This window comes from Flavobacterium sp. (assembly GCF_031423415.1).
Taxonomy (GTDB): domain Bacteria; phylum Bacteroidota; class Bacteroidia; order Flavobacteriales; family Flavobacteriaceae; genus Flavobacterium.
In genome coordinates this window covers 38,374-51,436 of the sequence record NZ_JANPFL010000046.1, presented here as the reverse complement: position 1 = coordinate 51,436, position 13,063 = coordinate 38,374, and the positions used below count along the sequence as shown (strand labels likewise).

Annotated in this window: 13 protein-coding genes; 12 read left to right on the top strand and 1 reads right to left on the bottom strand. The window is 35.4% G+C overall.

Annotated features, from left to right (window positions below; genetic code table 11):
- Nucleotides 1–40 precede the first annotated feature (40 nt).
- Complete coding sequence (locus tag RMO83_RS04820; RefSeq protein WP_310558547.1) at nucleotides 41–913, bottom strand: AraC family transcriptional regulator; 873 nt, start codon at nucleotides 911–913, stop codon at nucleotides 41–43.
- 223 nt (nucleotides 914–1,136) lie between these two features.
- Between RMO83_RS04820 and hemA the strand changes: the two genes are divergently transcribed.
- From hemA to RMO83_RS04760, 12 genes are all read left to right on the top strand, one after another.
- Nucleotides 1,137–2,441: a glutamyl-tRNA reductase gene (gene hemA, locus RMO83_RS04815; protein ID WP_310558546.1), complete on the top strand. Its 1,305-nt coding sequence runs from the start codon at nucleotides 1,137–1,139 to the stop codon at nucleotides 2,439–2,441.
- Between the two features lie 57 nt (nucleotides 2,442–2,498).
- Nucleotides 2,499–3,464 (top strand): hydroxymethylbilane synthase, encoded by a 966-nt coding sequence (gene hemC, locus RMO83_RS04810; protein WP_310558545.1) that lies wholly within the window; start codon nucleotides 2,499–2,501, stop codon nucleotides 3,462–3,464.
- Between the two features lie 290 nt (nucleotides 3,465–3,754).
- A complete protein-coding gene (locus RMO83_RS04805; protein WP_310558544.1) occupies nucleotides 3,755–4,420 on the top strand; it encodes a uroporphyrinogen-III synthase in 666 nt (221 codons plus the stop codon).
- A 9-nt stretch (nucleotides 4,421–4,429) separates the two neighbouring features.
- Nucleotides 4,430–5,791 carry an alpha/beta hydrolase-fold protein gene (locus RMO83_RS04800; RefSeq protein WP_310558543.1) on the top strand — a complete coding sequence of 454 codons (1,362 nt, stop codon included), beginning with the start codon at nucleotides 4,430–4,432 and terminating at the stop codon, nucleotides 5,789–5,791.
- A gap of 1 nt (nucleotide 5,792) precedes the next feature.
- Nucleotides 5,793–6,821 (top strand): uroporphyrinogen decarboxylase, encoded by a 1,029-nt coding sequence (hemE, locus tag RMO83_RS04795; RefSeq protein ID WP_310558542.1) that lies wholly within the window; start codon nucleotides 5,793–5,795, stop codon nucleotides 6,819–6,821.
- 155 nt (nucleotides 6,822–6,976) lie between these two features.
- Entirely contained in the window at nucleotides 6,977–7,528 is a 552-nt protein-coding gene (locus tag RMO83_RS04790) for a hypothetical protein (protein WP_310558541.1), read from the top strand.
- A gap of 113 nt (nucleotides 7,529–7,641) precedes the next feature.
- Nucleotides 7,642–8,574, top strand: a complete 933-nt coding sequence (gene hemF, locus RMO83_RS04785; protein ID WP_310558540.1) for an oxygen-dependent coproporphyrinogen oxidase — start codon at nucleotides 7,642–7,644, stop codon at nucleotides 8,572–8,574.
- A gap of 43 nt (nucleotides 8,575–8,617) precedes the next feature.
- Nucleotides 8,618–9,613 (top strand): porphobilinogen synthase, encoded by a 996-nt coding sequence (gene hemB, locus RMO83_RS04780; protein ID WP_310558539.1) that lies wholly within the window; start codon nucleotides 8,618–8,620, stop codon nucleotides 9,611–9,613.
- Between the two features lie 2 nt (nucleotides 9,614–9,615).
- A complete protein-coding gene (locus RMO83_RS04775) occupies nucleotides 9,616–10,011 on the top strand; it encodes a c-type cytochrome (protein WP_310558538.1) in 396 nt (131 codons plus the stop codon).
- 194 nt (nucleotides 10,012–10,205) lie between these two features.
- Nucleotides 10,206–10,676 carry a methylated-DNA--[protein]-cysteine S-methyltransferase gene (locus RMO83_RS04770; RefSeq protein ID WP_310558537.1) on the top strand — a complete coding sequence of 157 codons (471 nt, stop codon included), beginning with the start codon at nucleotides 10,206–10,208 and terminating at the stop codon, nucleotides 10,674–10,676.
- A 120-nt stretch (nucleotides 10,677–10,796) separates the two neighbouring features.
- Nucleotides 10,797–11,510, top strand: a complete 714-nt coding sequence (locus RMO83_RS04765) for a 3'-5' exonuclease (RefSeq protein ID WP_310558536.1) — start codon at nucleotides 10,797–10,799, stop codon at nucleotides 11,508–11,510.
- Between the two features lie 78 nt (nucleotides 11,511–11,588).
- Nucleotides 11,589–13,028, top strand: coding sequence for a nucleoside recognition domain-containing protein (locus RMO83_RS04760; protein WP_310558535.1), 1,440 nt, complete (start codon nucleotides 11,589–11,591; stop codon nucleotides 13,026–13,028).
- Nucleotides 13,029–13,063: the final 35 nt, after the last annotated feature.

Genomic DNA, 13,063 nt, shown 5'->3' with positions numbered 1-13,063 from the left:
GTTGAATATAGTAAGTAGATTAATTTAGTAATATATCTCATTACATATTCGGATTAATAGCCATCAAATATTTCTTTGGTGTAGTTCCGAATTTTTTCTTGAAAGCCGCAATAAAATGACTTCCTGTGCTGTAGCCAATTTTCAATCCCACTTCGTTGACATTATAAGAACCGCTGTCTAATAATTTCCGAGCGGAATCCATTTTGTAATCAAAAAGAAAACCATAAACAGTGTCGCCATAAATTTGCTTGAAGCCCATTTTCAGTTTTTTCAAAGTCAGTCCCACTTCGTCTGCTAATTCCTGCAAACTTGGTGGTTCGATCATATTAGCAAGAATAACTTCTTTAGCTTTTTTTATTTTTAAGACGTTTTCTTCGTCAATCAAAAACGGACATTGCTCTGCGTTTGGATCTTCGGTTCGGTTGAAATACAAACTCAACAATTCGTATCCTTTTCCTTTGTAATACAAGTTTTTTATGGATGGATGCAAGTTGTAATGAAACAATTGGGTAAGAACAATTGCCATCGAAGGACTGATGTCTCCTTCTTTATAATATTTTTTGTCTTTATTGTCCTCACTCAAAAAAGTGATATAATTGGCTTCGGAAGAAAACAAATTATGAAATTTTTTAATAGAAATAATCACCGAAATTACCCAAGAATTGGGAGCTATTTCTAGGTTCAAAGGAAGTTCTTTTTGAGGGTTGTATAGCAATAATGACTTCTCTTCTTTTAAGTCTAAGGCGTAACTTCCTTGATTGAAAAGAAATTTGGCTTTTCCTTTTAGACCAAAGTGAAATTGTATCAATCCGCTTTTGACTTCACGTTGGGTACAATACACCTCGTCACTGTCATTTTGAAAACGAAGTAGGGTAAAATCGTCTTCAATTGTTATAATATCCTGTGAACTCATTGCGACATTTTTTTTATTTAATATAATAATTATCAGGGTTTTGTTAATAAATAAAATTTACAATTATTTTATAAAAGCCTGATTTCATTACAAAAATAGTGTTTTTTAATTAATTTTTATGCTTATAAACAAAAATCATTTGGCGACACAAATAGTACTTTGAGCGTTGTTTTAATAAAAATTGTAGTTCTAACTTTGTAAATTCTATAACTAATATATACTTATGCAAAACCTAAACCTGGCTAAACACAAAACTTTCTACTCTGTAGGATTAAGTTACAGGAAGGCAGATGCCGAAGTAAGAGGTAAATTTAGTTTAGATGCCAAAGCAAAAACCAGAGTTTTACTTCAAGCCAAAGAGGAAGGGATTGAGAGTTTAATCGTGACATCAACCTGCAATCGTACCGAAATTTATGGCTATGCCGATCACCCTTTCCAATTGATTAAATTGATTTGTGATAATAGTAATGGAACTGTCGAAGAATTTCAAAAAGTAGGTTTTGTGTATAAAAGCCTTGAGGCAATAGATCACATTTTTCGCGTTGGAACAGGTTTAGACAGTCAAATTCTTGGAGATTTTGAAATTATTGGCCAAATAAAAAACAGTTTTGAAGAGTCTCGTTCTTTGGGTTTAATCAATGCTTTTTTAGATCGATTAATCAACACCGTTATTCAAACCAGCAAAAGAATAAAAAACGAAACCGAAATTAGTTCCGGAGCAACTTCTGTTTCTTTTGCAGCTGTGCAATACATCATCAGAAATATAGAGAGCATTGGAAATAAAAACATTTTGCTTTTTGGAACTGGGGAAATAGGCAAAAACACCTGCGAAAATTTAGTGAAACATACTAAAAACGAGCAAATCACTTTAATAAACAGAACAAAAAGTACCGCCGAAATTCTAGCAGGAAAACTGAATTTAATCGTGAAAGATTATTCCGATTTACACCTCGAATTACAAAAAGCCGACGTTTTAGTTGTGGCAACTAGCGCACAAAACCCAACCATAGACAAAACATTATTGAATCTTAAAAAAGAGTTGCTGATTTTGGATTTATCCATTCCGAAAAATGTGAATGCCAATGTGCAACAAATTCCAGGAGTGACTTTAATTCATATGGACTATTTGTCTCAAATGACAGATGATACACTCGAACGAAGAAAACAACATATTCCCGCCGCAGAAGCCATTATCGAGGATATGAAAATGGAATTGAATACTTGGATGAATGGCAGAAAATATGCGCCAACCATTCACGCATTGAAAGCTAAATTGAACGATATTGTTGCCGGAGAATTAACGTTCCAACGTAAAAAATTATCTAATTTTGACGAGGAACAAGCGGAACTAATCACCTCTAGAATTATTCAAAAAATTACCAATCATTTCGCCAGTCACCTCAAAGACGAAAACACTTCGGTTGACGATAGCATCGAGTTTATTGAAAAAGTTTTCCAAATAGGATTGCAAACTCCGCAGAAAACAACTTCTCCAATTGAAGAAAAATACAAAATCAACCTGTCTTAGTAAAAATCTTAATGAACCTTACTATCTCTATGGTTTAAAAAAAAGAAAAAAGGTTTAATGAATTCAAAAAAAACAATACGAATAGGAACTCGCGAGAGCGAATTGGCGCTTTGGCAAGCCCATACCGTTCAAAAAAAACTAAACGATTTAGGCTACAAAACCGAAATTATTGCTGTAAAATCGCAAGGCGACCTCCTACTCGACAAACCTCTTTACGAACTCGGAATCACCGGAATTTTCACAAAAACACTCGACATCGCTATGCTAAATGGCCAAGTCGATATCGCTGTGCATTCAATGAAAGACGTGCCAACGGCTTTACCTATTGGGATTGTTCAAGCAGCTGTGCTCGAAAGAGCCAGTACTTTGGATATTTTGGTTCACAAAGGAAACCTCGATTTTCTCGAAGGAAACGGAACCATCGCCACTGGGAGTTTGCGTCGTCAAGCGCAATGGTTGAATAAATATCCCAATCATAAAGTAGTCGGTTTGCGTGGAAACGTGAACACTCGAATGCAAAAAATAACAGAAAGCGATTGGAGCGGAGCCGTTTTTGCAGCTGCAGGTTTAGAAAGAATAGGCCTCACCCCCAGCCCCTCTCCGAAAGAGAGGGGAGCCAAGCCTGATCTTGATTACATTAATCTTGATTGGATGATTCCAGCTCCAGCACAAGGCGCAATGGTAATTGTTGCGATGGGCAAGGATGATTTTACTTTGGATGCCGTTTCTCAACTCAATGATATCGAAACTGAGATTTGCACTTATATCGAAAGACAATTCCTGAAAACACTCGAAGGCGGTTGTACTGCGCCAATCGGAGCATTGGCAAGCTATTGTGAATTAGAAGATAACTTTACTTTCAAAGGTTCTTTGTTGTCTATTGATGGGAAACAAAAATTGGAAATCGAAAAAATTGTTCCAGTTGAAGAATGGAAAAAATTAGGTTTCAATTGTGCTAATGAAATTTTGGAAAATGGCGGAACGGAATTGATGAAAACTATTAAGGAAAGTTTGAAGAAGTAAAGGAATACTAAAATCATTCGGATTTAAAAGTATATAATTAGAATTAGAAAATTAAATGTGGGAGATTATTATGTTTTATTTGGCTTAACAGTATTTTTAGTTGTTTATTTTTGGATTGATAAAAAAAATCTTAAAGGATTTTTTTGGAAAGATTCATATGAACAATTTAATGCTGTGAGATTATATTTCATATTGATTGTAGCAATAATTGTTTTAACCTTAAAAATTTTAAAACCTTTTTAGATAAAATTTTATTTTATTTCAAACCAAAAACACGCATTGCAATAAAAATGAACAACCTAATCACCATTCTCTCCACAAAAATACTTTTGAGCCATCAAAAGCAAGCCTTGCGGGATGCAGGTTTTTCAGTTACTGAAGCTAATTTTATCAAAACCGAAAACTCAGATTTTGATTTAAATGGAATCAAAGACAATTTGATTTTTACCAGTCAAAATGCGGCTCAGAGCGTGTTGCTTCATCCAAAAGTTGAAGTATTAAAAGCTGCAACTGTGTTTTGCGTAGGCATAAAAACCAAAGCTTTATTAGAAGAAAACGGTTTTAATGTTGATGTTTACGTTGATTACGCTTCTGATTTGGCCGAAATTATCACCTTGATTTATTCTACTGAAAGTTTTACTTTTTTCAGCGGGAATTTGCGAAAAGAAACCTTGCCAAAAGCACTGAAAGCCGCCAAAGTCAATTTCAATGAAATTCAAGTATATGAAACGACTTTAACGCCACAAAAAATAAAAATGGCAGTTGATGGAATTCTGTTTTTCAGTCCGTCTGGAGTGGAAAGTTATTTGCAAGACAACAAAATAAAAAACGAAATTTGCTTTTGCATTGGCGAAACCACGGCAAGTGCATTAGCTAAAGTAACCAGAAATGTAATAGTCGCTCATCAGCCTTCGGTTGAGAATGTAATTGAGGATGTAATAGAGGAATTTAAGTAACTTTAAAAAATGAAAAAAATAATTTACCTATTTCTATTTTTCAGCAGTCTAGCATTTGGTCAAGTTACTTTAAAAATAACTCAAGTTCCTGCGAATACACCACAAAACTCCATCATAAAAATGCCGTCAAGCCTTAATAATTGGAATGCTTCAGAAACTCCATTAGAATCGTTAGGAAACGGACAATATCAAATTGTAATTCCAGAAGCAACTGGAACCGTTGATTTTAAATTCACTCGTGGCAGTTGGGCAACTGTAGAAGGTAATGCGAATGGCGGTTATTTACCAAATAGAAGTTTTACTTTTAATGGAACTCCTCAAGTTATAAACTTAACCATTCAAAGTTGGGAGGATTTGGGAGGATCAGCAATAAGCACAGCTGCAAGCAATGTATCTGTTTTAAATGCAGCTTTTTATATGCCACAATTAAATAAGTATCGAAAAATATGGCTTTATCTTCCACCAGATTATTATACTACAACAAAAAGATATCCCGTGCTTTATATGCAAGACGGACAAAATCTTTTTGATAATATAACCTCATTTTCTGGTGAATGGCAAGTTGATGAAACATTGAATTCATTATTTCTAAAAGGAAATTATGGCGCTATTGTAATAGGAATTGAGAATGGAGGCGGTGATCGTTTAAATGAATATTCGCCTTGGAATAATCCATCTTATGGCGGCGGACAAGGAGATTTATACAGCCAATTTATTGCCGAAACTTTAAAACCATTCATTGATTTAAATTATAGAACAAAACCTGAACCACAGTTTAATGCCGTTTTAGGAAGTTCAATGGGCGCATTTATTTCGTCTTATATAGCTGCAAAATATCCAGCTGTATTTCAAAAAGTAGGGAATTTTAGTTCAGCTTATTGGTTCGCAAAGCCACAATTAATAAATTATATCGCTACAAATACTCAAAATTACTCCACCTCGAGAATGTATTTTGTTGCTGGCTCAAATGAATCTTCAACTATGGTTTCGAATAATAATGAAATAAAAAACACGTATCAAAACAAACTATTGGCTACAGAAAACACTATTACCAAATACGATAGTTATGGTACCCATTCAGAGAGTTATTGGAGAGGAGAATTTGAAGCAGCCTATTTATGGCTTTTTCAAAACGAAACATTAAATTCAAACTACTTTCAAAAACAAAAAACCACAATTTTTAAAACGGCAACAAATGAACTTTTTGTTGCTGGATTAACTAAGCCAGAAACCGTAACTATTTATTCGATAGAAGGTAAAAAAGTAGGTCAAATGGCCTTAAACAATGGTGTTAATTGCATAAATCTAGAATTTCAAAAAGGCATTTATCTATTGAAAAATGCTGATATAAATATAAAAATAATTTTTTAAGATGATCAAAAATGACTTATTCCTGAAAGCATTAAGAGGAGAAACTGTAGAACGTCCACCAGTTTGGATGATGCGTCAAGCTGGAAGATATTTACCAGAATTCATCGCTTTGAGAGACAAATATGATTTTTTCACCCGTTGCGAAACGCCAGAATTGGCAGCAGAAATCACCGTGCAACCCATTCGTAGAATTGCGCCGGATGCTGCGATTTTGTTTTCGGATATTTTGGTTGTGCCAAGAGCAATGGGAATTCACGTGGAATTGAAAGACAATTTGGGACCTATTATCCCCAATCCAATTCGCACGATGGAACAAGTAAACCAGGTTTATGTTCCAGATGTAAATGAAACTTTAGGCTATGTTTTTGATGCCATCAAATTGACCAAAGAAATGTTGAATGATGAAGTACCATTAATTGGTTTCGCAGGTTCACCTTGGACAATTATGTGTTATGCAGTAGAAGGAAAAGGTTCAAAAAGTTTTGATACTGCCAAAGGATTTTGTTTCTCAAACCCAATAGCAGCGCACACTTTATTGCAAAAAATCACAGACACGACCATTTTATATTTAAAAGAAAAAGTAAAAGCAGGTTGCAATGCCATCCAGATTTTCGATTCTTGGGGCGGAATGCTTTCGCCAGTAGATTATCAGGAATTCTCTTGGAAATACATCAACCAAATTATAGAAGCTTTAGCGGATGAAACCCAAGTCATTGTTTTCGGAAAAGGATGTTGGTTTGCGCTTGGAGAAATGGGGAAAAGCAGAGCTTCGGCATTGGGTGTAGATTGGACTTGTACGCCAAGAAATGCCCGTTATTTGTCTGGAGGAAACATCACGTTGCAAGGAAATTTCGACCCATCAAGATTGCTTTCACCAATTCCTGTAATCAAGAAAATGGTTCACGAAATGATTGACGAATTCGGAAAAGATAAATACATTGCCAATTTAGGTCACGGAATTTTACCAAACATTCCTGTAGATCACGCCAAAGCATTTGTGGATGCGGTAAAGGAGTATAAGCAGAAATAAGAGTCATAGTTTTCAGTAAACGGTTCCTGCAAGGTCTTTTTTGACCTTGTAGGTGTTTTTTGACCTTGTAGGTGTTTTTGAAAACCCCGATCTAAAAGGAATACCTACAAGGTTTAAAAAAAACCTCGCAGGAGATAAAACCTAATTATTGAACTATGAAATTAGAAGTTTTAGAAAAAGAAGGTTATTATCATATTTATAACAGAGGGATAAACAGTTGTTTAATCTTTGAAAACGATGAAAACAAAAAATTCTTTCTGAAGCAACTTGCAAAATATCTATTGGGTAAAATCTCAATATTTGCTTATTGCTTAATGGATAATCATTTTCATCTGGTTATTCGATTAAATGAAGAAGAAAAAACAGTTACACAGGCGTTTTCTAATTTTTTTAATTCCTATGTAAAAGCTTTTAATAAAGATGTTGATAGAACAGGAAGTCTTTTTGAAAAACATTTCAAAAGAATAAAATTGAATGACGAAAATTATTTGAAACAATTAATAATCTACGTTCATTTGAATCCAAAACATCATTTAGATTTAAAATTCGAAGATTACAAGTATTCATCCTTTCAGGCTTTTATTTCAGATAAAGAAACTAAAATTCAAAGAGAAGAAGTATTGAGATTGTTTGGAGGTTTAGAAAATTTCGTTTTTTGTCATCATCAAAAGAATGATATTTTAACTGAAAAACATACATTTGAGTAATGAGATTCTCCTGCAAGGTCTTTTTCAAACCTTGTAGGTATGTTTGAAAAAAATTGAGCTAAAAAGTAATACCTACAAGGTTTGAAAAAGACCTTGCAGGATTGAAATTCAAAATGAAAAATAAATTCTACCAATACATACAAAACCTTCAAGACCAAATCTGTAAAGGATTGGAAGCTGCTGACGGTACAACCAAATTCCGTGAGGATGTTTGGACTCGAGTCGAAGACGAACAGGGCGAAGCCAAACGAGCTGAAGGCGGTGGCGGACGAACACGCGTAATAGAAAACGGAACTGTTTTCGAAAAAGGCGGAGTCAATATTTCTGCAGTTAACGGAAAATTACCCGAAAGTATGCAGAAATTGTTCAATGTGGGCGAAGCTGATTTTTTTGCCTGCGGATTGAGTTTGGTTATGCATCCAAAGAGTCCAATGGTGCCAACGGTTCACGCCAATTGGCGCTATTTCGAAATGTATGATGCTAACGGAAACGTAATCCAGCAATGGTTTGGTGGCGGACAGGATTTAACGCCTTATTACTTGTTTGAGGAAGATGCAAAACACTTTCACCAAACCTGTAAAACCGCTTGTGACAAGCATAATTTGGATTTTTATCCAAAATATAAAAAACAATGTGATGGGTATTTTTGGAACGCTCATCGCAATGAAGGGCGAGGAATTGGCGGATTATTTTTCGATTATTGCAAAGCGAATGAGCAAATGTCAATGGAAAATTGGTTCAACTTTGTAACTGAAATCGGCAACAGTTTTTTGGAGGCTTATGTTCCAATTGTCGAAAAAAGAAAAAATTTATTATATTCGGAAGCCAAAAGAACTTGGCAAGAAATTCGTCGCGGTCGTTATGTCGAATTTAATTTGGTACACGATAAAGGCACGTTGTTTGGTTTAAAAACTAACGGCAGAATTGAAAGCATTTTGATGAGTTTGCCGCCGCATGTTCAGTGGGTTTACGACCATCATCCAGAATCAGGAAGCGAAGAAGAAAAATTATTGAAAGTATTACAACAACCAAGAAATTGGATTTAGATTTCAAAAATCTAAAATCTAAAATCTAAAATCTAAAAATAATATGTTCCCACTACAAAGAAATCGCCGTTTAAGAACCAACGAAAGCATTCGTTCTTTAGTTCGAGAAACAACATTAAGTCCAACCGATTTTATGTTTCCAATGTTTATTGCCGAAGGCGAAAATATAAAAGTTGCCATTCCATCAATGCCAGGAATTTTCCGCCGTTCAATTGATTTAACAGTTGAGGAAGTCAAAGAAATTTATGCTTTAGGAATTCGAGCCGTGAATATTTACGTAAAAGTAGGCGAGAATTTGAAAGACAATACTGGTGTCGAAGCTTGGAATCCCAACGGATTAATGCAGCAAGCTATTCGCGCCATCAAGGCGGCTTGCCCCGAAATGATTGTGATGCCCGATGTTGCGTTAGATCCCTATTCTATTTATGGACATGACGGAATTATTGCCAATGGAGATGTCGAAAATGATTCTACTGTTGCCGCTTTGGTAAAAATGGCGGTTTCTCATGCCCAAGCCGGTGCCGATTTTGTAGCACCTTCAGATATGATGGATGGTCGCGTTTTGCGTTTACGCGAAGGATTGGATGCAGCAGGATTTCACACTGTTGGAATTATGAGTTATTCAGCCAAATATGCTTCGGCATTTTACGGACCATTTCGTGATGCTTTAGATAGTGCGCCACGCGAAGCTGAAGTAGAAGTGCCTAAAGACAAAAAAACCTATCAAATGGATTATGCCAACCGCATCGAAGCCATTAAAGAAGCCTTGTCAGATGTTGAAGAAGGAGCTGATATGGTGATGGTAAAACCCGGAATTGCCTATCTTGATATCGTTCGCGAGGTAAAAAATGCAGTAAATGTTCCTGTTACCGTTTTCCACGTTTCTGGCGAATATGCAATGATAAAAGCCGCTGCCGAAAGAGGTTGGCTCGATCACGACAAGATTATGATGGAACAATTAATGTGTATCAAAAGGGCTGGAGCGAGTTTGATATCGACCTATTTTGCCAAAGAAGCTGCTATCCTTTTAAAAAAATAAATATGGAAAAAACAGTAGTAGTATCAGTTCTATTAGCAGGAATGCTTTCGTTGGTTTCTTGTAAAAAAGAAAGCTCAGATGAATCTTTTGGCAAACCTGAAAACACCTCCGAAATTCAAAAACCAGAAGATTTAGGAAAGGAAATTTTTAACGGAAAAGGCGCCTGTATTGCTTGTCACAAACCCGATGTAAAACTTATAGGGCCAAGTTTGCATGACATTGCAAAGATATATAAAGAAAAAAACGGTGATATGATAACTTTCCTTAAAGGCGAAGGTGAACCCATTGTAGATCCGACCCAATATGAAATTATGAAGACTAATTTTGCAATCACAAAAGCGATGTCCGATACCGAATTGAAAGCCATAGAAGCGTATGTTTATTCAACTCTAAAATAGACATTTAATAATAAGGAGCTATTCCTGCTATCCGCTGTATCCACGCTGAAAAAGCGTGGGATGCCGCTTCTATCAGGGCTAAAAAAACAATAGCAGTAAACAAAACCAATAGTTTTTGCGATTTAAACAAACGTATCTTCATAAACTTTGTGCCTTCGAAGAAAACTTTGCGGTTATTTTTTTACTTTTATAAAATGGAAACCACTTATATCAAAACACCTCTAGGAATTGCAAAAATAACAGGCGATGAAGAAGGTATTTCCGTAATTTCCATATCGGATGAAACAGATTCTTCTCCAACTATTCCAGTTGTTTTGCAAGAATCTGCTTCCCAACTCAACGATTATTTCGAGGGGAAAAGAACTCATTTCACCTTCAAATTAAATCCATCTGGTACCGAATTTCAACAGAAAGTTTGGAAAGGATTACTCGAAATTCCTTTCGGAAAAACAATGTCTTATCTTGAATTGTCGAAAAAATTAGGCGATGTCAAAGCGATTCGCGCAGTGGCGTCGGCTAATGGTAAAAACCCGTTATGGATTGTAGTTCCTTGTCACAGAGTCATCGGAACCGATGGTTCGCTAACAGGTTATGCAGGTGGTTTGTGGCGCAAAAAATGGCTGCTCGAACACGAAAATCCTGCTACACAACAAAGTTTGTTTTAAAATTTGTGAATAATTACTTTCAAATTTTATCAACAAACAATAAATTTATGTAAATTCGTGGAAAAGATAATCTGCGTTAGTCTGTTAAATCAGCATCATCTGCGTTCCAATATTTAACTTATGATAGAAAAAATCAACCTCAACAACATCCTGTTTCTTGACATAGAAACCGTTCCAGAAGTAGCCGATTTCAACTCTTTGGACGATGAAATGAAAACACTTTGGGAACACAAAACCCAATACCAACGCAAGGACGAATATACCGCCGAAGATTTTTATGAACGAGCCGGAATTTGGGCCGAGTTTGGGAAAATTGTCTGTATTTCCGTGGGTTATTTTACCATAAAAGGTGACATTCGAAATTTCCGGGTGACCTCTTTTTTTGGTGAAGAAATGAAAATACTGCACGATTTTAGCAACCTTTTGAACAATAACTTCAACCAACCGCAGCACGTTTTGTGTGGTCATAATGCCAAGGAATTCGATATTCCGTTTATTGCTCGGCGAATGATTATTAACAATATTGCCATTCCCAATAAACTCAATTTATTTGGCAAAAAACCTTGGGAAATCCCCCATTTGGATACATTGGAATTATGGAAATTTGGTGATTACAAACATTTTACTTCTTTAAAATTGATGTGTAAAGTCCTTGGAATCCCATCTCCAAAAGGCGATATCGATGGTAGTCAAGTAGGTCACGTTTTTTATGTAGAAAAAGACATCGACAGAATTGTAACTTATTGTGAAAAAGACACTATTGCCGTGGCACAAATTTTCTTGCGTTTGCGACGGGAAGATTTGCTGATTGAGGAGGAAATTGTTCACGTTTAATTCGATATTTAACCCTGACAGGGTTTTGAACCCTGTCAGGGTTAAACTAAATTATTACATTTACAAAAATTAAATATTATGGTCTTGAGTAGATTTTGGTTGGTAATTTTTATTTCGTCAATTGCATTTGTAATTTTCAGTTTGTTTTCTGGTAACAGCTACACCATAGACAATGTTTTAAATGGAAAAAAAGACGACCCTATTCTAATTTCTGAAAAATATATCGATCAGATTCCGCCTTTTATAAAAGACAGCATCAACAAATCGGACGATAAAACCTTTATAATCAATAGAGATACATTAAACGCTGATACTACTTATGTTTACAAAAATAAAACCGTTAAAATTTTTAGCGGCGTCCAGAAATCAGATGGTTTATTACCCACTTGCAAAAGTACCTTACTCGATTTGATCTTGCCACTTATGGCTTATTTGGCTTTTTTCTGTGGACTGATGGAGCTTTTAATCATTTCTGGGGCATCAGAAAAACTAGCCAAAGGATTGAGTCCAGTATTTGTAAAAGTGTTTCCAAGTATTCCTAAAAATCATCCGTCTATTTCATATATGACTTTAAATTTTGCTGCCAATTTCTTAGGATTGGATTCTGCGGCAACTCCTTTCGGATTAAAAGCGATGGAAAGTTTACAAGAAATAAATCCCGAAAAAGACAAGGCGAGTGATGCCCAAATTATGTTTATGTGTTTGCACGCTTCGGGACTTACTTTAATCGCAACTTCAATCATTGGTTATCGTGCTGCTGCTGGTGCTACTAATCCTGCCGATGTGATGTTGCCTTGTATCATCACTTCTTTTATTGGTACAATTGCTGCATTCTTGATTGTTGGTATTAAACAAAAAATCAATTTCAAAAGTGCTTCTTTGGTTATTGGATTAATGGTTTTAATTGCTGCCATTATAGGTTTGTTGATGTATGTAAACCATTTGGATTTAATTGGTAAAAACTATTTCACCTCTAATCTTTCAGCTTTGATATTGGTTGGAATTATTGTTTTTACTTTAATCTTTTCATTTATTAAAGAGAAAAAATTCACAGAAGCCAATACGACTGTTTATGAGTCTTTTGTGGTTGGAGCCAATAATGGTGTAAAAACTGGCGTCACCATTTTTCCTTATGTTTTAGGGATGTTGGTTGCTATTTCTTTATTCAGAAACAGTGGTTTATTTGAAATTATTAGCAACTGGATTGCTTTTGCTTTTTCTAATATGGGAGTTAGTAAGGAAATCACCGATGCTTTACCAGTAGCTTTACTTAGACCCTTTAGTTCTGCAGGATCACGAGGGTTTTTGATAGATTCGATGAATACTTTTGGTGCTGATTCTATGACGGGAAGATTAAGCAGTATTTTTCAATGCAGTGCCGAAAGTACTTTTTATGTGATTGCGGTTTACTTTGGTTCGGTCAATATAAAAAACACCCGATATGCTTTAGGGACTATGCTTGTGGTTGATTTGATTTGCGTGATTACGGCGATTTTTGTGGCAAGCTGGTTTTTTTAGTTTTTATGCTTTGACAACTGGACTGAAGTCCAGCC